This window comes from Spirosoma validum (assembly GCF_014699035.1).
GTDB classification, from domain to species: domain Bacteria; phylum Bacteroidota; class Bacteroidia; order Cytophagales; family Spirosomataceae; genus Spirosoma; species Spirosoma validum.
Genome location: NZ_JACXAA010000003.1, coordinates 723033 through 744969 on the forward strand (window position 1 = coordinate 723033; position 21937 = coordinate 744969).

Genomic DNA, 21937 nt, shown 5'->3' on the forward strand with positions numbered 1-21937 from the left:
ATTGTAGGTCGGGATTTTTTTTATGCATATCGATAAAATTACAAAAAGATAACAGGCCATGTCCTTTTAGTGAGTAGGTCATAGGCTTTTCGATGTAATAGGCGATATACCAACCGTTTACAAGATTTTTCGGCGGCTGTTTAGGGATTCGTGTAAACTTGTAGAGACTCTTTTATTCTACTAATCACTACCATGAAAAAACGATCCGTAAAAATTGTTGTAGGCCTACTCGCTACGTTAATTCTACTTGTTGCTATCGGCCTGGCTTATGTCAAACTGGCCTTACCAGACGTTGGCCCTCCGCCTGACATGAAAATTCAGGCAACTGCGGCTCAGATTGAACACGGAAAGTATCTGGCTAATCATGTTGCTGTCTGTGTTGACTGTCATTCTACGCGAGACATGACAAAAATGTTTGGTCCAATGATCGTCGGTACGGAGGGGAAAGGAGGGGAGAAATTCTCGCCAGAGCAGGGATTTCCAGGCACGTTCTATTCGCGCAACATAACGGGTGCGGGCGTCGGTGACTGGACAGATGGAGAAATTTATCGGGCCATTACAACTGGGGTGAGCCGCGATGGAAGTGCGTTGTTTCCGGTAATGCCTTATCGGAATTATGGCCAGATGCATCCCGACGATATAAAGGATATTATCGCCTATCTCCGGAGTTTAAAGCCTATCCCGAATAGCATTCCACCAACGGCTCCTGACTTTCCGATGAACTTCATTGTCAACACAATTCCGGCTAAACAAGAACCTGGACAAAAACCTGATACGACTGACCGGATTGCTTATGGTAAATACGTATCAACCTTTGCGTCCTGCGGTGAATGTCATACGCCCGTTGACGGGCAAGGGCAACCGCTACCCGGAATGGAGATGGCCGGTGGACGTGAGTTTCCGATGCCAACTGGAATGGTTCGATCCATGAACATTACACCAGCCAAAACAGGGATTGGGACATGGACAAAAGCCGCTTTCATTGCCCGTTTCAAGACGTATGCCGGTCAGCTGGAAAAGCAGCCAACTGTGCAGGAAGGAGAATTTAACTCAATAATGCCCTGGCTAATGTATGCAGGGATGAGCGAACAGGATTTAGGCGCTATTTATGATTATCTCCGCACGGTCAAGCCCGTTGAGAATAAAGTTGATCGATTTACTTCAAAAGCCAAACTGGTAGCAATTCGCTAAAAGACTCGATGCCGGAAAACATTTTTTCCGTATGGTCGTTAACTATTTACGAGGCAAGTACGGTTACGTTGGTTTGTAAGGAATCTATTATAAACTTATAAAGTATGACTATATAATGTGTATATGAAGCTCGCAAGCAATTGCACCTTATAATCTTCAGTACTGTATCTGCCGTAATGTAAAGCCCGCTTTCTCTAAACGAGAAGCGGGCTATTTTTATCTACGCAGTTTTCACTAAATCGACCAGGGCTTCAATCCAGATGGGGCTGTCATTGAGACTCTCCACTAATTGCCAGTGCTGTCCACCTGCCTGCTCGAATAACTCCTTATATTCGACGCCAACCTCGATGGTCGTTTCCAGACAATCGGCAACGAAAGCAGGTGAAAAGGCCAGGACGCTTTTGATGCCTTTGCCCGGTAATTCCTTGATCACTTCGTCGGTATAGGGTTTGATCCAGGGATCGCTGCCCAGCCGAGATTGGAACGATGTGATGTATTTCCCTTCGGGGATGTTCAGTGCTTTTACCAGCAATCGCGTTGTTTCAAAGCATTGAGCCCGATAACAGTGCTGATTCATCGCATGAAACGTACCACAGCAGTCGCCAAACTGACAAATGGTTTTCGTTACGTCCCCTTTTCGGATCTGACTTTCGGGAAGCCCGTGATAGCTGAACAGAAAATAGTCGTAATCATACGAAGCTATGTATTTTCGAGCATTTTGCGCGAAGCCTTCGATAAATTTCGGGTGTTCCAGAAATCGGTTCACAAAACGAATGGCTGGAATAACATCCCAAGGCTTCACGATCTCCATCACTTTCTGGTAAACCGACCCGGTCGACGCAGATGCATATTGCGGGAAAAGCGGAACGATCACAATGTCGGTTAGACCCGTCTCCCGAAATTCACGCAGACCCGCTTCAATGGTTGGGCTCTGGTAACGCATGGCCAATTTTACTACGTAGGCATCACCCAGCGCTTTCTGCAGTTCACGCTCAACAACCTGACCGTAATACTTTAACGGTGAGCCAGTATCGGTCCAGAGTTCCTTGTAAATTTTAGCTGATTTCGGCGCCCGAAAGGGGGCAATGATACCATTGACCAACAAGGAGCGAGGAATAAGCGGTATATCGATGACCCGGCCATCCATCAAAAACTCGCGTAGGTATTTACGGACATCCGGCACAGACGGGCTATCGGGAGTGCCGAGATTAACGAGTAAAACGCCCGTTTTGCCAACGGATTTCTTCGGGGTAACGGGTGTTTTTAAAACAGGTGCTTCCATGAAAAGGAAAACAGAGATTTGAACGAGTTAGTTTGGCGTTGCAAGTTAGTAAGGAATGCCGCAGCCTACTTGTAACGATGCGCTTAAACTCGAAACTCATTTCGCCTGCGGATACCGGCTTAGATCAGTGCGGGTGAAATCGCTGAAGACTTCGCCGGGCAAGCCTGTAAACACCATAATGTCCGTTAAATCGTGGCTTCCCCGATCGCCCGAGAGTAGAATATCGCCATGCGGCTGGTAATCGTCCCAGGGAAGGGTGAAAAGAGGATCTTTATCGGTGAGTTTAGGAAACTGAGCCCATTGCGTTACCAGCTTCGATTTCTTATCGACCCACACTTTGTATTTACTGCCAGGAGCAATATTGCCATTCTTGAATGTCAGCTGGAGGACTTCAGCGGGTTTGCCGACCTGGGTTGGCTCGTCGCCGAGGTATTTGAGGGTTACACCCGGATCTTTGAGTTTAAAAGGCATCAGAAGCCAGTACGTATCGTTAATCCAATGTTGTTTCCCCTGTTTAACATACTTGGCGACCGAATCAGGATTGGTCAGCTCTTCACCATTGCGAAAAACGCGGCCCATGTTATTCGTCGTATTCAGTAAAACAGTCTGATCGTCGTGAAGATTATCGATTCGGACATCGCCCGACCATTTGTCCCAGACGAGCTTACGGATGCCGTCGAAATTCCACGCAATCAATTGCGTATCATCCCAGGCTGCCCGCCCGCCCATGGCAAGCATGACGGCATCGGCGATCTGTAGAGCACGCGTATCGGAGCCCGCTACGTTAAGACCTGAAGCGAGGGAATTTGAGCTTCTTCTGGGTTGGGCAATAACCATTGCCACACTGAGCCACAACAAGAATGAGGATAGTATAGCTGTTTTCATGGTATGTGAGGATTTGAGCGACAAAAATAAAACTACGATAGACCTGTTTGGTTTGCCTGCAGCTTGATTTGTTTCTATTCAACGAGGTTTTGGTCCAGAAAACAGCCCAAAACTTATTTGGTTAACTAGTTACGAATGTAGGCATGGGCTCAATGCTGATAAGGGTGACGTCAGGCTATATACGACAGAAAGCTCGGTGTATACTTATATAACGATAGTTAATGCTGTGGCTTGTGTTTCAGCTATTATTTGTCCATCGCTCTTTTTTCGCGTTCAAGCCGTCGATACGTATCAACGAACGAGTCTCCCTTCGCGACAGAATTACTTAAAATTGGTATGCTTGCCCGGCCTACGATCGATAGCCACCGGGTCACTTCCTCAGCTGCTGTTTGATAGGCCAGCATCGTGTGAGCATAATCACCACCGAAGAAATTACGAGTGGTTTCCAGATCGGTGAGTTTGAGCATCGGGCGTGGGGGAAAGGGCATTGGGTTAGGATTAGTTTCAGCCGAATCGGGCCGGACTGAACTATCGGGCTTTTCCCATAGGGATGGGTTGCTGAACCGATAATCGACCATGAGCGCCAGGCCTTCGTTGAACCATTGCGGAATCTGTTGTTTAACACGCCACCAGCCCAGCCGGGCAAATAATTCGTCGTGGCAGAGTTCATGGGCAATGACGTCGGTGTTGTTTCCATCGGGGCCTAAGATCAGGTAAGCTGCGCCCCAGGGTGTGCCAATGCTGCATCCCGCGCCTTCGCCACCCGCGCAGTATTGCTCATAATCAGACTGCCTGGGGCAGTAAATCAGCGTAGCCTGTCCACGTCGATCACCCCAGAAGCGCTGAATGCGGCTACGGGCAGTTATTACGTGTTGTTGAAATGTATGCTGCTGAGAAGCCGTGGCCGATTGATTCACGTAGACATTACTCAGTCCAGTCAGCAACCGATAATCCGCTGACTGGCTGATACGTATGCACCGCCATAGTTGCGGGTAAAGCACCAGGAAACCAAGCGGTAAAGCAATGAGCAAAAGCAGGACGTAGCGAAAGAATACGTTTTCACGCATGAACTGTCAACGAACCAATTGAACGGTTTGTTGGCGTAAAACAGGCAAGATTACTTGTCAGAAACAAATCGATAGGCATACGGGGCCTTATGGGCTCCTCCGTTATATTGTTTTTCCAGACGCTCTAAAATCCCTAAGCTGAGCATCTTACGTTGAAATCCCGACCGATGAAGTTCCTGACCCAGTATAGTTTCATAAAGCCGCTGAAGTTCTCCCATCGTAAACGTTTCGGCCAGGAGATTAAACCCAATGAGTTTTCGATCGAGATCGGTACGTAGCGTTTCCAGTGCTTTCTGAACAATATGCTGATGATCGAGCATGAGCGTCGGTAGACTGGCTAAGTCATACCAATCGCAGCTATCGGATAATACGTCAGGGTTCGGAACCGCCCTTGTAAAGTCGACAAGCGCGTAATAACTGACGGATACAAACCGACGTAGCAGCCAGTGGTTATCATCGACAGCCATCCCTTTTGCTTCCATAATGGCTCGCATGGGCGCCGGATCATGTCGACTCTGATCGCCAAAGACGTAAAACTGGTCCAGATAAATATCCGTCAATCCGGTGCGTTCGGCCAGTACGCGTCGGGCGGCATCGTTTATATTTTCCTCTTCCTGGATAAAACCTGCGGGTAAAGCGAGCAGATTGGTATTCTGATACTCGAGTAGCAAAATCTTCAATTGCTGTTCGTGAAAGCCAAAAATCACGCAGTCAATCGCTAGGCCAGGTAAATAGCCGGTGCCAGTTTGATCGATTTTTTTAGAACGTAACGGACTGTTCATAGCATTAAAATACAAAACCTGCTAAGCGAAAATTGGGCAATCTCAAAAGAAAGATTTATTATTGTCACACTTTGTTACAATAATAACGTATCAACTTGAAACTAGTGCTTATCGTGGCTTAATCGGTCGACTTTATTTCCTAATCATGCGTAAACTTATTCCTATGAAAACCCTGTTTGTATCTGTTTTACTGGCTGCGCAACTGCCCCTGGCCATTGCGCAGTCAAATCTGCAATCGACTTCTCCTCAGGCAAAAACAGCCAACGGCGTTGTCGAAGGTGTTACTGAACAGAGCGGCATTCGCGCCTTCAAAGGTGTTCCGTTCGCCCAGCCGCCCGTCGGTGAATTACGCTGGCGAGAACCACAACCCGCCAAGAACTGGACCGGTGTTCGCAAAGCGACCAAGTTCGGTCCTCGGGCCATGCAACGGGCCGTTTTTGGGGATATGGGTTTTCGCTCCGATGGTATGAGCGAGGACTGCCTGTATCTGAACGTCTGGACGCCTGCGAAGTCGGCCAATGAAAAACTACCAGTGCTGGTCTATTTCTACGGCGGTGGATTTATCGCGGGGGATGGTTCCGAAGGACGCTATGACGGTGAAAGCATGGCGAAAAAAGGAATCGTAGCCATTACGGTAAACTACCGACTGACCGTGTTTGGGTTCATGGCCCACCCCGAACTGACCAAGGAATCGCCGAATCATGCGTCGGGAAATTACGGTTACCTGGATCAAAGCGCAGCGCTACGTTGGGTGCAGCAAAATATTGCCGCCTTTGGTGGCGATCCGAAACGAGTAACGATTGCTGGCGAATCAGCGGGGTCGGTTTCGGTTAGCGCTCAAATGGTGTCGCCTTTGTCGAAAAATCTGATCGCTGGCGCTATCGGCGAAAGCGGTTCATTGCTCGGAACTTTACCACCGATTTCCCTGGCCGATGGTGAACAAATGGGCGTAAAATTTGCGACGCTTATGGAGGCTAAGTCGCTGGCTGATTTGCGGGCAATGCCTGCGGAAAAACTGCTGGAAGCGACAGCGAAACCCGAAGTGCCCAGGTTTACGGCAACCGTCGATGGATACTTTTTCCCTAAGTCTCCCCGAGAGATGTATGGGGCTGGTGAACAGGCACACGTACCGCTGCTGGTTGGCTGGAACTCCCAGGAAATGGGTTATCAGGCTCTCCTGGGCAAAGAGCAGTCAACGCCAGAGAATTATACAGCTGCCGTAAAGAAAGCCTATGGCGAACGCTCTGACGACGTATTGAAACTGTACTCAGCGTCTACACCAGAAGAGGTCGAGCAGGTGGGTACGGATTTGGCCAGCGATCGGTTCATTGGGTACAGCACCTGGAAATGGGCTGATATTCAGAGTCAGACCGGAGGTAAGCCTGTCTACCGCTATTTTTATTCACGTCCACGCCCTGCCATGACGCCTGAAATGGGAAATGCCTCTGCTGGTTTGGCGGGTGGTGTCGTAAAATCAACGGATGCAGCCGCTGTTAAAATGCCGTCTGCTAAAGGGGCTGTTCATTCGGCCGAAATTGAATACGCGATGGGTAACCTGCCGTATAACAAGGTTTACGCCTGGACGCCCGACGATTATAAGGTCTCTGAACTCATGCAGGCTTATTTTGCCAATTTCATCAAAACCGGCAATCCCAATGGCTCAGGTTTGCCGAAATGGCCTGCGCTTAGTAAAGAAAATGCGCAGTTCATGCAGATTGACGTGAACACACGGGTTGAAGCCGAGAAGCACCGGGACCGGTATCTGTTCCTGGATAAGCAGTAGTATACTACGTACCAACGAAAAAATCGTCAGTAACGATAGTGGGGCCAGGTTCTAAACCTGGCCCCACTATCGTTTTTTAGTAGCTGCTTCTACTGCTGAAACTATTCGGTTTTAACCGCGTCGCCGTTAGTTGTAGCATATCATTCCTGGCTAAACTAAACCCGCTTTGCCTACCAGTTGATAAAACCAGACAGCTTTCCAGGAAAGAGCCATCGTTTTGACGTTGGGCTGAAGTTAGGCACCTCCAATAATTAGTTCGGCCACTTCCCGTCCGGTTTTCATAGCAGCATTGAGCGACGGGTAAGTGAGCTGATCGCCACACTGATACAGGTTCTCGGCTAAACGTAATGGTTTGCGGATAGCGTCGAGGCCAGCCAGCTCGGGTGGATAGGCTGGCAAAGCATGCGGGATGTGATACGTTCGCAGATGTCGCCATTGCTGAACATCATCACCAAACCAGCCCGTCAGTTCCAGCCGGATCTGCTTTACTAATTCCGTTTCATTGAACCGCTCAAGACCCTGCGTACTAACCGAAATAAGGCTTTGGCCAACAGGGGCGTATTCCGGTGCAACGTCGCTGATGATCGCTACGTTATGCACTGCTGAACTACGGTGTGTGTTGAGGAGCAAGAGCTTTTGCTCCGGAGTTTTGGGGGCCGTTGAAGCCGCAAAATATGTGCAGGTTGTGTGATTAAAGGCTTGTTCGGTAGGCGTGGGGGTGCCCAGCAACGTAGCGGCCTGAGCACTATCGACTGCCAGTACGAGCGTCTCCGCTGTGATTGTTTCGCCGTTACTCAATTGGACTGAATTTCCGGAAAGCTGCTTAGCGGGTGTGTTAAGCCGTATCTGATTGGGCGATAACCGGCTCGCCAACTGATCGGCAATTGCCCCAATGCCTCGTGCAGGTATGGCCGCGTCACCCGTAAAAAACATGCGGAAGCAAAACTCGAAGAAATTACTCGACGTAGTGAGCGCATCTTCCAGAAAGACGCCCCCAAAAAATGGTCGGAAAAATCGTTCGATGATCCGATCTGAAAAGCCAAAATCCTGAAGGAAAGCCAGCGTGGTTGTGGGCGTTTGCTGGAACAATTCGTCTAAGCCCAGGCTCTGTGTCCGTCGCATTAACTCGGCAATACGTAGTTTATCGCCGAATGTTCCCACCGGCGACGTGAGTGTCTGAATAATCGAGCTGGGTTCCTGAAGTGGATTTACCAACGTCAGCCAGTTATTGCGTTCACGGATGAAGGCTCCTGATCGAAATGTACGTAACTCAAGCGCTGAATAATTAAGTAGCCGTTGCGCTTCGGGGTAGGCCGTCAGCAGGATCTGGAACCCCCGATCAAGCCGAAAACCGTCGATGAAATCGGTACGAACGCGACCTCCCACGCCATCGGCTGCCTCAAGTACTATGGCCCGAATGCCCGCTTGTTTAAGATAAACAGCGCAGGTCAGACCAGCAATGCCAGCGCCAACAATAACAACGGGTACATCCCCCCCAGGCGAATCTGTAGACATAGTCAAACGAAGTAGAACACGAACTGAGGCCAAATTTAACCGCTATATGAACCCGTTCGGCAGTTGACTAAATCTTACGTAGTACTTTTTTTATAAAAATTGGATATTGCAAAGGTATTTTTTATGTAAATCGTTGATTTACAAGGTGTAAAAATTATTCATTGTTGCTTTTTTTGAGAAAATATTAATTTTTTTTCGGTCATTTGTGTTACGGGGTCATGAAGCTGTTGGTCGTTGATAATTTCGATTCGTTCACCTATATGCTGGTCGATTACCTACAGCAGGCGGGGGCTACTTGTCGAGTTGTCAGGAATAATGAATCGCTACGTTATTTGACTGAGTCATCGGTTGATGCCGTGGTACTTTCGCCAGGACCCGGAACGCCCCAACAGGCCGGGCGGCTTCTGGACGTTATTGATCATTATCATCAGCAAGTGCCAATGTTGGGTATTTGTTTGGGGCATCAGGCACTTGGCGAATATTTCGGAGCTAATCTGACGCATGCCCAACAGCCAATGCACGGTAAGGTATCAGCCATTCAGACGCTGACGGACGACGTATTATGGTCTGGTTTGCCGGTAGCGTTCAATGTGACCCGGTATCATTCTTTAGTATTAACGGATTTGCCTCCACAACTGGTTAGCCTGGCCATTACTGAGCAGCAGGAAGTGATGGCAATGAGACACCAATTTCTGCCCGTATGGGGCGTTCAATTTCATCCGGAAGCCGCCCTGACCCAGTATGGATTACAAATTATTAAAAACTGGATTGATTTTGTCTTGTTTACTCGTAAAAAGAACAGTTCTGCCACATCCTTAACCGTACACTACGTATGAACTATCAGATTCAGGAAGAAGCGGGTTTCCGCTACGTCGATGAAGGCCAGGGCGAAGTATTGCTCCTGCTACATGGTCTGTTTGGCGCACTTAGCAACTGGGACGGCGTGATTAGCACCTTTTCGGATCGGTATCGGGTTGTGATTCCGCTACTACCTATTTACGAAATGCCGATTCGGCACGCTAGTCTGGAAGGCTTATTGGCCTATATAGAAAAGTTTGTGACGCAGAAATCATTACAGGATATGACACTGCTGGGCAATTCGCTGGGCGGCCATTTAGCCATTCTTTATACGTTTACGCATCCGGGTCGAGTTCGCAGACTGGTACTTACGGGTAGTTCAGGTCTGTTCGAGAATGGAATGGGTGGCTCCTTCCCAAAGCGGGGTAGTTACGAATATGTTGCGGAGCGAGTAGCCTATACGTTCTACGATCCCAAAGTAGCTACTAAAGAACTGATCGACGAAGTATTCGACATTACGACCAGCATTCCCAAATGCATGAGTATTGTTGGTATTGCCAAATCGGCGCAACGGAACAACGTAGCAAAAGACTTATACCGGATTCAGGTACCGACTCTGCTGGTCTGGGGCCTCAATGATACCATCACTCCTGCTGAAGTAGGACATGAGTTTAACCGACTAATTGCTGATTCAGAATTGCATTTCATCGATAAGTGCTGCCATGCGCCCATGATGGAACATCCAGAGCAGTTTAATGAATTATTGGAAAACTGGCTTGCTCGCCATCCGGTGGGCGAATTGGTTAGTTAATAAGTCACACGGTCTGTTGCCGAACGATAACTAAATGCCGTTTTGTTTATCCATCCAGCTGACAAAGTGTTTTCAATAAGATTTGGAAACTATGCGAGAATTTCCGTAGTTTTCTGACGAACAGGTTTCTTTAAAGACTATTTACTATGCTGGCTGCCGAACTGATAGATCCTATGCTCCCGGCTCTGAAGCCAACCGACTCCATCGGTCAGGCTTTGGATTGGATGCAGGAGCACCGCGTCGGGCAACTCGTACTGACCGATCAGGGCGAATACCGGGGTGTAGTTAGTGAAGAATTATTACTGGACGCTGGCGACGATGAGCGACCCGTTGGTGAAGTTATGCGTTTGTTTGAGCAGACATACGTGCTTGACGAACAGCATCTATTTGAAGTCTTAGGGTTGGTCATCCAGCATCAGATGGAGATTGTAGCGGTGATCAGCGAAGACCGGGAGTTCAGCGGTACAATTTCTGTTACTGAATTGCTCAAACAATTCGCGCACGAACTGGGCGTACAGGAAGGAGGAGCTATTCTGATTCTGAATATGAATGAGCGCGATTATTCCATGTCGGAAATCAGCCGTTTGATCGAATCGAATAATGTTAAAATCATTAGCAGTTATTTTTCCAGTGCTGCCTATGGCATGCCTGACCGCTCACGATTGACGCTCAAGCTGAATAGACGGGATATTACGCCTGTTATTTCAACGCTCGAACGGTTCGGTTATCAAATCGAAGCTGCTTTTGCCAATACGCCTATTGAAAGCATTGATCAGGAGCGTCTTGATTCGCTTCTTCGCTATTTAAACACGTAAATTAGCAAAGGGTGAAGGGCAGGGGGCAGAGGGTAAAAACAGTAAGGACCTCTTTAGCCTTTGCCCTCTGCCCTTCGCCCTTCGCTTTTTTTTCATGAAAATCGCCATTCACGGGCGCAACTTTCCCGAATCGGCCCGGCCTTACATTCAGTCAATGTTTGAAGAGCTGGCCCGGCGGCAGACCGAGGTAATCATTTCGCAGGGATATCGCGACTTTCTGGACAATGCAGGCGTAACGCACTACAGCGAAGCTACCTATACTATCGAAGACGGTGTCACCGATGCTGACTTCATTTTTAGCTTAGGCGGTGATGGTACATTGCTTGACGCCGTTACCCACGTAGGAGCCCGTCAAATCCCGATCATTGGTATTAATATTGGCAGGTTGGGCTTTCTGGCAACCGTAGCACCAGCATCTGTGCGGTTGATGATTGATTCGATTTTCAATGAACAATATAGCATTGATGAACGAACCCTGGTTAGTGTACGGTCCAGTCAGGATATTTTTGGTAAGTTGCCCTTTGGCCTCAACGATTTTACGATTACACGTACCCAAACCTCGTCGATGATTACCGTTCATACGTATCTCGATGGTGAATTTCTGAATTCGTACTGGGCGGATGGTGTTATTATCTCTACACCATCGGGCTCTACTGGCTATTCACTTAGTTGCGGAGGACCGGTATTATTGCCGCAAACGAATAACTTAATTATTACCCCCATCAGCCCGCATAATCTTAACGTACGACCTATGATTGTGATGGACAGTTGCCAATTATCCTTTGAGGTTGAAAGCCGTAGTGGTAATTTCCTGGCTGCACTGGATTCACGCTCATTCACGGTGGAGACTTCCGTCCGCATCAGTGTTCAAAAAGAAGCGTTTAAGGCCCGGTTAGTAAAACTCAGCGACGATAATTTTCTGAATACACTTCGTAGTAAGCTCAACTGGGGCTGGGACATTCGCAATTAAATCCTACTAGTCAATCCATACGTATCCTGAATTCTATCTTTCTCCATCACCTTAACTCCTCCTGTTTGGGATAATTTTTCCGCACTGGTGCCAATAAAAACCGCGTTCCTGCCGTTTCCGAATTGGCTGACCTGTAAAGTCGACCGTGGTTGATTCACGTATTGAATACATATGAATAACAAGAAGCAGTTGTTGATGGGGTGTGCTGCGGCAGTTTGTCTGCTGATTGGCCAGATTACAGAGAGTTTGGCGCAACGCAGCTACAATACCCATTTTGTTCCTTATTCGTCAGTAACGTTTGGTGGTGGTACATCTACATACCTTGGTGATTTAGCTGGCTACAGTAAACCGTTTAAGACACTATTTACGTTGCCACGCTGGAACGTGGGACTGGGCTACACACGTCAGTTTACGCCCCGTTTTGCGGCTCGCGCTATGTTTACCTGGGCACGTATAACAGGTGATGATTATACCTACAATAAAAACGATATTCAAGATAACATAACTCAATACGTCCGCAATTTGCACTTTCGCAACGATGTAAAAGAGTTTGCGATTACAGGTATTTATAACTTCAGGGAAGACGGGCGTAACCCTGAAAATCGGGCAAAGATTACGCCTTACGTATTCGGTGGATTAGCGCTGGTGGCACATAGCCCTGAAGCTTTAACGCCTGATTCAGCCGGTGCTACGCAACGTTGGGTTAAATTACAGCCATTACATACAGAAGGTCAGGGACAGCCCGGTCGCGAGAAGCCATATTCGCTTGTAACCATAGCCATTCCAGTCGGTATTGGCGTGCGTTATCGACTAAATGAGAGTTTTAATATCGGTGCTGAAATCGGTTACCGGTATGTATTTACTGATTATCTCGACGACGTGGGTCCGGGTATTTATGCCACTCGCGATACCCAACAAGGGATAGCTTCTTCTGTAACAGATCGTCGACGTGAGGTGCTGGCAGCTCGCGAAAAAGACCATCCCAATCGGTATGATGCCGTTCAGAATTTGATTAACAGTGGTAATGTGGAAGTACAGGACGCATTGAACGCAGGGGTACGTGGTGCTAAAGGTATTTTTTCGGATGGGTATTTATTGACGAATTTTTCGATTCAGTATATCATTCCGACTAAGATTAAATGCCCTCCTATTAAATAAACTATCTCTAACTCCGAAAATAATTCGGGTTACTTTTAATATGGTGATGATTGCTTGCGATTCACTGGATATTGTTACCTAATTTATGCCTTTATATTGCAACAGAATAGCCCGGCTGATGGTAGTCGGGCTTTTTATCAGTCTTAGCACGCAGGCGCAGAAAATTGAAGTAGGCGCAGGCTTGGGTGGTATGCTCTGCAAAGGCGACGTTGTACCATCGCTCAATCCCCGATTCTTTGGTCCAGCGGGTGGAGTGTTTTTTCGCTATAATGCTACCCGGTCCCTTTCCATGCGGGCGGGATTTGCCATTGGTGGGTTTCGGGGCGAAGACCGCGCTAATAATGATCCCCTCCGACAAGCACGCGATTACTCGTTCCGAACAAGACTTAACGAAGTAACGGCTGATCTTGAATATAATTTTCGGACCTATAAACTACAGCCAAGAGAGAAAAACTGGTCACCTTATGTTTTTGCTGGCGTTGGCATCTGCAATTTCAATAACGCTGTCATCAAGGCACGGGGTATGGTGGCTTTTCCATTAGGCATCGGTATTAAATACGAAGTAAAACGACCCTGGAGCGTTGGTGTAGAATTCGGTACTCGCTTCACGAATAACGATTATTTAGATGGTCTGGGCGATCGGACGTTCGGTGTAACGACGTCTAAACTAGGTCAGGGAAACCCCGCACTGAACGATAGCTATACGTACACGGCTATAACGGTAAGCTACACTTTCTACAAGATCGTCTGCCCGTAAGGAAGGCTATTACACTCCCTAAATGAGCGATTTCTGAAGCTGTATTCAAGGGGACTTCTTCGCTTGAGCTTCCAGAATTAACTGTATATCTGCATTTTCGGGCGTGATGGGCGTATACGTACCCTGCCCCAACTGAGCTAGTTTCTGTGGACGCTGGCTGCTGATTTTCTTACGGCCAAACGTAAAAATGGTTAGATAAATCGCCTGATTGCTTGCCTTATGAACCAACTGATACGTATCGTCGCTAACCGGAAACTCCCCGTCCGTTGCCAGCACGATTCGGTTGTTACCTCCCCGTATATATTGTTTGTCAGCTAGTTTATGGGCTAAACGAATACCACCGTTGCCATCGGTATCGCCGTCTGACTGAAGTTGATCAATTACGTTTGCAATCTCGTCAGCCTTAGCGCCCGACGTCGGTTTAAGGGCCACCCGCGCTTTGCCCGAATAAACCACAATCGAGAGTTGATCTTCAGGCCGGAGTAATCCCAGGAGCGATTTAACGGATTTTTTCAGCAAAGGCAGTTTATAGGGCGAATCCATAGATGCTGATACGTCAAGCAGTAACACCAGATTATTAGGCGTAAACCCTTTCAATGACGTAGCAACTTCCTGTCGGTCAGCCGGATGGATGTATACCGTATCGACTTTGGTTCGATCGACGTAAATCGTGTCGTGGTGAATGACGGTTCTTTCTTTCGAAAGTGAAGCAACTCCATTGTCTGAGCGGACAGGGGCACGTTGAACAGGAGTGTTCGCCGGGGCTCTCATAACGACCACGTCATGTTTAGGCACACTGCTTGTTGACGTTGCTGGTGAGGCCGATCTGCTGAATAAATTCTACAGGCCAGTTGGATAGATTGTTTTCGTTCAGGTAATAACGTAGCGTCTCGAGTACCTGACGTTGACCTGCCAATGCCTGATTCATTTCCTGTTCCGTATACAGGTAGGCGTTGTCAGGCCGGTAAGGCTGGTAGCGATGATAAATCCGCTGAATTTGTTTATAAAAAGCATCTTTATCGCTACGGAATTGATCAAACTGTTCTTTTAAATTCGCAATCAGTGTGTCGGCTTGTTTGAAACTATCCTGTTCATAATCTTTCAGGCGATTGTATGTTCCTAATGCCTTTATGGTTTGGTCTAGTTGAGTCAGCAATTGCCAGAGGCTCTGAGCGCCGGTTTTCAGACGCTGATTTTCAGTCTCAGTTAGGGCATTACGGGCTATGGATTTTTTATAGCACTACTCTTCCAGTGTGCCCGATGGAGATAAACGTAACGGACCATGTCCAGTCTGGTAGGTACGCATATCATCATGATACGTCTGGATCTGTTGCAGGCGCTGAGTCACTTCATTGACAGATTGATTCAGAAAGGCTACGTACTGATTTAGAGCTTGTTGTGGCGATTCTGAATACGATTGTCCTGTAGCAATAAAGGTGGAAAAGACCAGCAGCAAAAAGAGAAAGATTGGCATATGCACTAGAGGACTGATCAGATTTTCTCCAGCAAGCTCAGAAACTCCTGCTTTTTATTTCGGGAAACGGGTAGCGCTTTGTTATTGGCCATCACCACTTCGCCACCATCTCCCCGAATATATCGCTGTACGTAACGCAAATTGATCAGGTAACTATGATGTACACGGCAGAAACCTTTGGTATCCAGTACTTCTTCTACTTCTTTCAGCGTCTTCGAAATCAGAATGATCTGCCCATTTTTCATCGCAAAACGCGTATAACCCCCGTCAGATTCGCAATAGTAAATATCTTCGCTATCAATGATTTGCAAGCCTTCCAGAGTAGGCAGCGAAATGCGGCCGCCAACGTTCTGATTTTGTAAAAAACCTAATAATTGTTCGATGCCCGATGGAGACTGGGTATTTTGTTTCTGTTGGGCTTTGGCAACCGCGTGTATCAGTTCATCCTTGTCAACGGGTTTTAGGATATAGTCCAGTGCGTTATGCCGAATAGCTTTAATCGCGTACTCGTTAAACGCCGTTGTAAAAATGACCTGAAAATCAGTGTACCGACAAGCCTCCAGCATATCGAAACCGTTCATACCCGGCATTTCGATGTCCAGGAAAACCAAATCCGGCCGTAACGTTTCGATGGCCACCTGGCCTTCTGCTCCGTTTGCGCAGGTAGCTGCTATCTGAACAATAGGGCAATATCGCTTGAGGAGCAGACTCAATACGTCGCGGCAGTGTTTTTCGTCGTCAATAATCAGGGCAGTCATGGCTATTTATGGTTGCGGAGGTAGAATGCGGGTAATTGAGAGTTGGGGAATTTATGGTAGCTAATTTACGAGTTGTCAGTACATTATAAATTAGTACGTATAACTTATCGATCATGGAATTAACACGATTTGAGTTTCATGCTGAACGTAACACACGTTCCTGCAGAAGTGCCGGTGTTTGTGATTAAATCGGTAAAATCGACCCGCGAATCGCTCCCGTAAAGGTCGTTAATGAGCTGGAGTCGTTCGGTTGTGATCGTATGGCCGTATGACTTATGCGCTGTCAGCCCGTTACGTTGTGCCTGCATCGAGGCCGCCCGACCAATACCATTATCGGCTATCTGAATCAGTAAATAGCCCTTTTCTGCCGAGCAGTTGATCCGCAAAACAGGTTTCGTGATGGGTTGCTGCAACAGTCCATGCCGGATCGCATTTTCGACGTAAGGATACATAATCATAGGGGGGATGCATATGTCGTCTGGATTCAGCGATTCGCTAATGTTTAAAATCATCTCAAAGGCATTGTTGCTACGTAATAACTCCAGGTCAATATAAGTCTGTAAGGCTGTTAGTTCATTCCGAAGTGGTATCCATTCCGTAGCTGTATTAAGCATGGCCTGACGTATCAGCTTTGAAAATTTAGTTAGATAGGTTGATGCCTGTTCGGACTCGTGCCGAAGAATGTAGTAATTAATGGCATTCAGACTGTTGAAGACAAAATGCGGATTCAGCTGCATGCGCAGGGCTACTAACTTGGTTTCGACAATACGTTGTTGATTTTCTGCCAGTTGTTGCTGAACCAGCCGATAAGCCTGCCCGTCAGTTCGCGACTGTTTGTAAGCGGACCTCGAAAGGGTTTTCTTAGCACGTGTCACAAGCCAGGCTTTTTAAAGTAGTCGATGGACAAAGCAACGAAAGATTCTGGCAGAGACGTAGCCGTAATGAATAATGAGTAGATTTGACTAAATAACTGGTTGTCAGGGCGCAGAACGTGGTAGAGATGACAAAATGCTGAGTATAATTAGCGTTGAAAGGCTCTTTAGCTTCCGGGCGATGCAGATCAGGTATCTGTTTAGACAACAAGTCTATTAAATCTGGTTTTAGATAGAGTCAGAGCTAAATCATGGCACTAACCAGCTTACTTTACCAGCTACCTTTAATCCGCATAGATAGCCTTATTCCCGACTAATTCAATATGACGCGTATTCCGATCCGCGCTAGTAAATCAACCGTCAGCAAACCTGATTTCAGGAGAACGATGAGCGGGCAATACAGGCTGTTGTGGCTGCTTATAACCGGTGTAATTTATTGGCAATCGGTACAGGCCCAGGCCCCTACGGTCTCGTTTCAACGTCTGACATTACAGCAGGGGCTGGCCGCTAATTTTGGGGTTGCCATTACGCAGGATACCGCCGGATTTATGTGGATCGCCACAGTAAATGGGCTGACCCGTTTTGACGGTGTTCGCTGCCTGAATTTCTCCCGACAGCCAGGCAATCCCCATTCATTGTCACATCGTGTGGTACGTAGCGTTATCACCAGTAAAAACGGTACGCTTTGGGTAGGCACACAGGAGGGAATCAATCGGTATGAACCCACTACACAATCGTTTCAGCGTTATTTATTTCCTGCGTTAGGGGCCGACTGCAACCTTATTCGCCGAATTACCGAAAGTGATGACGGAACTTTGTGGCTGAGTACGCGGGGTGGCGTGGTGAGGTTCGAGCCAGCAACGGGTAAGGCAACTCTATTATCATTGCCAGTGGGAAAAGCATCAGCCTCATCGGTTAAAGCCATTCGTCGGCTATTAGTCGACGGTCGTATGCTCTGGATTGGAACCCAGGGTGGCCTGTTCGCTTATGATACGCGTACGAAGCAAGTGCGCACGTTCCAGCACGATACGTTAGATACCGCGTCTTTGCCCGATGACTACGTAACGGCATTGGCCCGACATCCCCAAACTGGTGAGATTCTGGTGGGTACTAATTCGGGGAAATCGGTCAGATTAAATCCGCAAACGAATCGGTTCCAATCCATGCCACAACTGGGCGTTGATCAGGCCGTTATGTCTTTCCTGTTCACGCGTACGGGCGATCTGTGGGTAGGGATAAACGGAGGGGGCATTCTTTGGTATGATGCTGGAAAACAGCGGTTTGTTCGTTACGTTAACAATGAAAATAACCCACGCAGTTTGGTATCGAACTCCGTCAGTGCGCTGATGGAGGACCGGGCGGGTGTTATCTGGATCGTAACGGATGACGCAGGTGTTTGCTGGTTTAACCCTACGGTCAATAAGTTTCGCTCGATTTTTGACGAAGTGAATTATCAGCCAGCGACAACGCTGGGATTTGATGTAGGGTCAATCTGGGTTAACCAGGATAACACCCTCTGGCTGGCTACCCGCGAGGGGTTAGTTCACCTTGATCCGAAAACCAGGTCATATCGACAGTATCGACACGATCCGAAAAATCCGCATAGTTTGGATAATGATCACACGTATTCAGTTCTGGTTGACAAGACCAACCGAGTATGGATAGGCACTATCGCCGGCTTGAACTGGATGGACCCAAAAACTGGGCGTATCGAGCACGTACCGTCTGTGTCATCTGTTAATGACGACATGACAAAATCGGACGGTCGCTGGCAGTTGGATAAAGCGATTGCTGGTAATCAGGTGTTTGAGCTGACGCCGACGCCCGATGGAAAAATTTTGATCGGTACGAACGAAAAGCTAACGGTTTATGACCCCAAAACGGGTCGGTTTGCACATCAGTTTAATGACGATCGCATTCGAAAATTGCCTGGTAAGAACTACAACATGCTGTATATCGACCGTCACCAGAACCTGTGGGTGGGCGGACTAGGACCAATTTATAAGTTTAGTCCTGATTTGCGATTGCTGGCACAACACACGCATACCGATGACCTGCAAAGTTTACCCGACGATGGTGTGACTGGGTTTGCACAAGATCGGTTTGGGCGAATGTGGGTAAGTACGGACAACGGCCTGGCGCTCCTCAATCAAAAAAACGGCAAATTTCGGGTTTTTACTACCCGACACGGCTTACCGCATAATGATATTTCGGCCATCACGACGATTGGTGACACGCTCTGGGTAAGTACCAGCCAGGGTCTGGCCAGTATTGATATACAACAATTTCGAATAACGGTTTTCGACGAAACGGATGGCACTTCACCGTCCGAATTCGAATCGGCTTCGGTAGCTCAGGACTCAACCGGGCGGCTGTATTTCGGAGCGATGCGTGGGTTGGTCTATACCGAGCCAAAGCAGATTCGGCAGAATCGCTACGTACCGCCAGTTTACCTGACTTCGTTTCGGGTAAATGGACAGGAATTACTAAAGAGTCCGCTGGCTGCCTCGCCTAACTTTGTACTAAAGCACACGCATAATCTCTTTACGTTTGAGATGGCGGCTTTAAATTATGATAACCCCGCTGATAATCAATATGCGTATCAGTTAGAAGGTTTTGATGAGGCCTGGAATCAGAACGGTAATCGGGCATTTGCCAGCTACACGAACGTACCTCCTGGCGACTACGTACTACACATTGTTGCTTCTAATAACGATGGCGTCTGGAATCGAACGGGTTACCGATTGCCTATAACGATTCTGGCTCCGTTCTGGCAAACCTGGTGGTTCAGAATAATTAGCCTGGTCGTTCTATTGGCTCTGACAGGCTACATAGCCCGCTGGCGTGAGAAGCAACGGACGAACCAACAACGCGAAAAAAGCGAGCTGCGCGAACGTATCGCGGCTTCGGAAATGAAAGCACTACGTTCGCAGATGAACCCGCATTTTCTGTATAACTCATTGAATGCGATTCGCTTATTTGTCCTGCAAAATGACAGCGACAATGCCGATAAATACCTCGTTAAGTTTGCCCGGCTGATGCGATTGATTCTGGACAACTCACGGCATGAGTGGGTGACGTTGACCAGCGAACTGGAACAACTGACGCTGTATTTAGAACTGGAACAGTTGCGTTTCGATGATCTGTTTGATTTTTCAGTAACGACCGACCCGGCCATATCCCTTGATCGAACAACAATCCCCCCAATGATCATTCAGCCGTATATTGAGAACGCTATCCTGCACGGTATGGCTCATAAGCAAAGTAAAGGCTGCATTCGGGTAAGCATTGAACACAAGGCCGATCATTTAAACTGTACCGTCAATGACAATGGGGTAGGGCGAGTACGCGCTCAGACACTCAAGAAACAATCCACCACACACCAAAGCGTGGGTCTGCGCGTGACCGAAGACCGCCTGCAATTAATTGGCCAACGTAGTGGTCAGGTCGCTGGCGTTACGATTATTGATAAATACGATGATCAGCAGCAACCGACCGGCACCCGCGTCATTATTCAGTTACCCTTTATCAATCAGTGATGCTGATTCAGCAGGTTATAGATCAGCGCTTACTCGTTGTTAGTTCGATACGTCCAGTTGTTGATTTTAACTATTCATGCCTTAATGAATTCACCACTTTTGTGACGATCAAATCATCTGGCTAATTCAGTTCGGAATACTATGCATCTCAATCTAAAACCATACTACTGGCTTTTGCTGGGTATTGTTGTTGTATTTGTTCTGATCGGCCTCATTGGCAACGTAATCATTCCGGGTGGAATTAACAGCCAATTCTGGAGAAAGATGGGACCATACGTAGTGTTCGGCCTGTTTTTGTTGGGTGTAGCGTCGCTGGTGCCTGTTTTGTTGAAAGGGTTTCTGGTTGCTCAATACAAGATTGGAAATTCCCATTTGCCGCTGGTTCAATTGATCAATCAGCACAGTAAGCAAGTACTACTCACCGTCTGGGTTATCTTCGGAATCGGTATGGGCGTTGCGCTACCGTATATGATAAAAGATGGTTTCTTCGAGCAAGCACAAGTGGCTGCTCTCGAATCAGATCAGAGCAAATAAATCCGTAACGCCCAGCATGCGTCTGCTGATGAATCCTTCGCCAAATTCCACGCCGATCATATGGCCATGCTCACGGGTACGGGATTCCAGAAACTTCATGAAGGGTTCGCCTGAAATATAACTCTGGGGCTCGCTGCTTTCCGGATTGAAAAACTGGCTTTTGTAGGCTTTGATCGCTTCGAGTTTCTGGTTCCAGTAAGGCGTTACGTCTACCACGAAATCGGGCTTCAGCGATCGGTCCTGAATGAAATGATAAACGTAAATTGGTCGGTGTGCTTCCTGCGGTTGTCCATCTTTACCAACGGTTTTTATTTGCCGCAGTCCTGAATAAAAGCAGGCATCGATCACAAGCTGAGCCGCACGACCATGATCGGGATGGCGATCATCAGGGGTGTTTGTCAAGACTATCTGAGGCTTATACTGTCGAATAAGCGGAATAAGCGCCAACTGATGTTCTTCATCATTCCGGAAAAAACCATCACGAAACCCCATATTCTCACGGGCGATTAACTTCATGATCCGGGCGCCTTCAGCGGCTTCCTGTTCCCGAATTTCGGGCGTTCCACGGGTACCGAGTTCGCCCCGGGTCAGGTCAACTCCGGCTACGGTTTTCCCCTGAGCGATCAGCGAGAGAACGGTACCGGCGCAAGTCATTTCAATGTCATCGGGGTGGGCCGCAATGGCCAATACGTCAGCAGTCATATGTTTGTGGAGATGTAAGCTGAAGCTACTATAAATACCATCGCTCAGCACATAACTAATCAACGGTTGCCCCGATTTGTTCCGGGAAAGTATAGTTTCATTCGTGAACGATCCGCTGCTAATTCTTTTTTATAAATTAATCGACTCATTTTGAGTTAGTACAAAGCGAACCGCTAGTTCAGCTTTCAGAATGCCCGCCTTAAACTCATACTCAACGGTACGTTCCTGACAAAAAGTTATCGTC

Annotated in this window: 21 protein-coding genes; 10 read left to right on the forward strand and 11 right to left on the reverse strand. The window is 47.7% G+C overall.

What is annotated here, in order from left to right; all coding sequences use genetic code 11:
• The first annotated feature begins 192 nt into the window (after positions 1–192).
• Positions 193–1191 (forward strand): c-type cytochrome, encoded by a 999-nt coding sequence (locus IC230_RS11740; RefSeq protein ID WP_191039167.1) that lies wholly within the window; start codon positions 193–195, stop codon positions 1189–1191.
• Between the two features lie 220 nt (positions 1192–1411).
• Here the strand turns inward: IC230_RS11740 and hemH are convergent, their stop codons facing one another.
• The 4 genes from hemH to IC230_RS11760 all read right to left on the reverse strand — a co-directional run bounded on the left by hemH (position 1412) and on the right by IC230_RS11760 (position 5207).
• Positions 1412–2473, reverse strand: coding sequence for a ferrochelatase (gene hemH / locus IC230_RS11745; protein WP_191039168.1), 1062 nt, complete (start codon positions 2471–2473; stop codon positions 1412–1414).
• A gap of 96 nt (positions 2474–2569) precedes the next feature.
• Positions 2570–3358 carry a hypothetical protein gene (locus IC230_RS11750; protein WP_191039169.1) on the reverse strand — a complete coding sequence of 263 codons (789 nt, stop codon included), beginning with the start codon at positions 3356–3358 and terminating at the stop codon, positions 2570–2572.
• 245 nt (positions 3359–3603) lie between these two features.
• A complete protein-coding gene (locus tag IC230_RS11755) occupies positions 3604–4425 on the reverse strand; it encodes a hypothetical protein (RefSeq protein ID WP_191039170.1) in 822 nt (273 codons plus the stop codon).
• Between the two features lie 50 nt (positions 4426–4475).
• A complete protein-coding gene (locus IC230_RS11760) occupies positions 4476–5207 on the reverse strand; it encodes an NUDIX hydrolase (RefSeq protein WP_191039171.1) in 732 nt (243 codons plus the stop codon).
• A gap of 163 nt (positions 5208–5370) precedes the next feature.
• Here IC230_RS11760 and IC230_RS11765 point away from each other — a divergent pair, with 163 nt between their 5' ends.
• Entirely contained in the window at positions 5371–6990 is a 1620-nt protein-coding gene (locus tag IC230_RS11765) for a carboxylesterase/lipase family protein (RefSeq protein WP_191039172.1), read from the forward strand.
• 234 nt (positions 6991–7224) lie between these two features.
• On the opposite strand, the gene IC230_RS11770 is transcribed toward IC230_RS11765, so the two are convergent.
• Positions 7225–8505 (reverse strand): NAD(P)/FAD-dependent oxidoreductase, encoded by a 1281-nt coding sequence (locus tag IC230_RS11770; RefSeq protein WP_191039173.1) that lies wholly within the window; start codon positions 8503–8505, stop codon positions 7225–7227.
• Positions 8506–8723: 218 nt separating this feature from the next.
• Between IC230_RS11770 and IC230_RS11775 the strand changes: the two genes are divergently transcribed.
• From IC230_RS11775 to porG, 6 genes are all read left to right on the forward strand, one after another.
• A complete protein-coding gene (locus IC230_RS11775; protein WP_191039174.1) occupies positions 8724–9341 on the forward strand; it encodes an anthranilate synthase component II in 618 nt (205 codons plus the stop codon).
• Positions 9338–10114, forward strand: coding sequence for an alpha/beta fold hydrolase (locus IC230_RS11780; RefSeq protein ID WP_191039175.1), 777 nt, complete (start codon positions 9338–9340; stop codon positions 10112–10114). Before IC230_RS11775 ends, IC230_RS11780 begins: the two co-directional genes overlap by 4 nt.
• A gap of 146 nt (positions 10115–10260) precedes the next feature.
• Positions 10261–10929, forward strand: coding sequence for a CBS domain-containing protein (locus IC230_RS11785; protein ID WP_191039176.1), 669 nt, complete (start codon positions 10261–10263; stop codon positions 10927–10929).
• Positions 10930–11023: 94 nt separating this feature from the next.
• Positions 11024–11899 (forward strand): NAD kinase, encoded by an 876-nt coding sequence (locus IC230_RS11790; protein ID WP_191039177.1) that lies wholly within the window; start codon positions 11024–11026, stop codon positions 11897–11899.
• A 171-nt stretch (positions 11900–12070) separates the two neighbouring features.
• Positions 12071–13057, forward strand: a complete 987-nt coding sequence (locus IC230_RS11795) for a DUF6089 family protein (RefSeq protein ID WP_191039178.1) — start codon at positions 12071–12073, stop codon at positions 13055–13057.
• An 85-nt stretch (positions 13058–13142) separates the two neighbouring features.
• Positions 13143–13814 carry a type IX secretion system protein PorG gene (porG, locus tag IC230_RS11800; RefSeq protein WP_191039179.1) on the forward strand — a complete coding sequence of 224 codons (672 nt, stop codon included), beginning with the start codon at positions 13143–13145 and terminating at the stop codon, positions 13812–13814.
• A 45-nt stretch (positions 13815–13859) separates the two neighbouring features.
• Here the strand turns inward: porG and IC230_RS11805 are convergent, their stop codons facing one another.
• The 5 genes from IC230_RS11805 to IC230_RS11825 form a co-directional block, all read right to left on the reverse strand.
• A complete protein-coding gene (locus IC230_RS11805; RefSeq protein WP_191039180.1) occupies positions 13860–14585 on the reverse strand; it encodes a vWA domain-containing protein in 726 nt (241 codons plus the stop codon).
• A gap of 16 nt (positions 14586–14601) precedes the next feature.
• On the reverse strand, positions 14602–14970 hold the full coding sequence (locus tag IC230_RS11810; protein WP_394355485.1) for a hypothetical protein: 369 nt from the start codon (positions 14968–14970) through the stop codon (positions 14602–14604).
• 84 nt (positions 14971–15054) lie between these two features.
• Positions 15055–15288, reverse strand: a complete 234-nt coding sequence (locus IC230_RS11815) for a hypothetical protein (RefSeq protein WP_191039181.1) — start codon at positions 15286–15288, stop codon at positions 15055–15057.
• A 17-nt stretch (positions 15289–15305) separates the two neighbouring features.
• Complete coding sequence (locus IC230_RS11820; RefSeq protein ID WP_191039182.1) at positions 15306–16046, reverse strand: LytR/AlgR family response regulator transcription factor; 741 nt, start codon at positions 16044–16046, stop codon at positions 15306–15308.
• A gap of 119 nt (positions 16047–16165) precedes the next feature.
• Positions 16166–16921, reverse strand: a complete 756-nt coding sequence (locus IC230_RS11825; RefSeq protein WP_317171786.1) for a sensor histidine kinase — start codon at positions 16919–16921, stop codon at positions 16166–16168.
• A gap of 320 nt (positions 16922–17241) precedes the next feature.
• Here IC230_RS11825 and IC230_RS11830 point away from each other — a divergent pair, with 320 nt between their 5' ends.
• Both IC230_RS11830 and IC230_RS11835 read left to right on the forward strand, forming a co-directional pair.
• Entirely contained in the window at positions 17242–20457 is a 3216-nt protein-coding gene (locus IC230_RS11830) for a sensor histidine kinase (RefSeq protein WP_223860596.1), read from the forward strand.
• A gap of 141 nt (positions 20458–20598) precedes the next feature.
• Positions 20599–20991 carry a hypothetical protein gene (locus tag IC230_RS11835; RefSeq protein WP_191039183.1) on the forward strand — a complete coding sequence of 131 codons (393 nt, stop codon included), beginning with the start codon at positions 20599–20601 and terminating at the stop codon, positions 20989–20991.
• Here the strand turns inward: IC230_RS11835 and bshB1 are convergent.
• Positions 20974–21693 carry a bacillithiol biosynthesis deacetylase BshB1 gene (gene bshB1 / locus IC230_RS11840; RefSeq protein WP_191039184.1) on the reverse strand — a complete coding sequence of 240 codons (720 nt, stop codon included), beginning with the start codon at positions 21691–21693 and terminating at the stop codon, positions 20974–20976. The genes IC230_RS11835 and bshB1 overlap by 18 nt on opposite strands.
• Between the last annotated feature and the right edge of the window lie 244 nt (positions 21694–21937).

Bases quoted from the DNA above. Each gene is read 5' to 3' on its own strand.
- IC230_RS11760 (WP_191039171.1), bottom strand. From the start codon at position 5,207: ATGAACAGTCCGTTACGTTCTAAAAAAATCGATCAAACTGGCACCGGC.
- IC230_RS11740 (WP_191039167.1), top strand. From the start codon at position 193: ATGAAAAAACGATCCGTAAAAATTGTTGTAGGCCTACTCGCTACGTTA.
- IC230_RS11765 (WP_191039172.1), top strand. From the start codon at position 5,371: ATGAAAACCCTGTTTGTATCTGTTTTACTGGCTGCGCAACTGCCCCTG.
- hemH (WP_191039168.1), bottom strand. From the start codon at position 2,473: ATGGAAGCACCTGTTTTAAAAACACCCGTTACCCCGAAGAAATCCGTT.
- porG (WP_191039179.1), top strand. From the start codon at position 13,143: ATGCCTTTATATTGCAACAGAATAGCCCGGCTGATGGTAGTCGGGCTT.
- IC230_RS11755 (WP_191039170.1), bottom strand. From the start codon at position 4,425: ATGCGTGAAAACGTATTCTTTCGCTACGTCCTGCTTTTGCTCATTGCT.
- IC230_RS11775 (WP_191039174.1), top strand. From the start codon at position 8,724: ATGAAGCTGTTGGTCGTTGATAATTTCGATTCGTTCACCTATATGCTG.
- IC230_RS11770 (WP_191039173.1), bottom strand. From the start codon at position 8,505: ATGTCTACAGATTCGCCTGGGGGGGATGTACCCGTTGTTATTGTTGGC.
- IC230_RS11805 (WP_191039180.1), bottom strand. From the start codon at position 14,585: ATGAGAGCCCCGGCGAACACTCCTGTTCAACGTGCCCCTGTCCGCTCA.
- IC230_RS11785 (WP_191039176.1), top strand. From the start codon at position 10,261: ATGCTGGCTGCCGAACTGATAGATCCTATGCTCCCGGCTCTGAAGCCA.
- IC230_RS11795 (WP_191039178.1), top strand. From the start codon at position 12,071: ATGAATAACAAGAAGCAGTTGTTGATGGGGTGTGCTGCGGCAGTTTGT.
- IC230_RS11815 (WP_191039181.1), bottom strand. From the start codon at position 15,288: ATGCCAATCTTTCTCTTTTTGCTGCTGGTCTTTTCCACCTTTATTGCT.
- IC230_RS11835 (WP_191039183.1), top strand. From the start codon at position 20,599: ATGCATCTCAATCTAAAACCATACTACTGGCTTTTGCTGGGTATTGTT.
- IC230_RS11820 (WP_191039182.1), bottom strand. From the start codon at position 16,046: ATGACTGCCCTGATTATTGACGACGAAAAACACTGCCGCGACGTATTG.
- IC230_RS11750 (WP_191039169.1), bottom strand. From the start codon at position 3,358: ATGAAAACAGCTATACTATCCTCATTCTTGTTGTGGCTCAGTGTGGCA.
- IC230_RS11780 (WP_191039175.1), top strand. From the start codon at position 9,338: ATGAACTATCAGATTCAGGAAGAAGCGGGTTTCCGCTACGTCGATGAA.
- bshB1 (WP_191039184.1), bottom strand. From the start codon at position 21,693: ATGACTGCTGACGTATTGGCCATTGCGGCCCACCCCGATGACATTGAA.
- IC230_RS11830 (WP_223860596.1), top strand. From the start codon at position 17,242: ATGACGCGTATTCCGATCCGCGCTAGTAAATCAACCGTCAGCAAACCT.
- IC230_RS11790 (WP_191039177.1), top strand. From the start codon at position 11,024: ATGAAAATCGCCATTCACGGGCGCAACTTTCCCGAATCGGCCCGGCCT.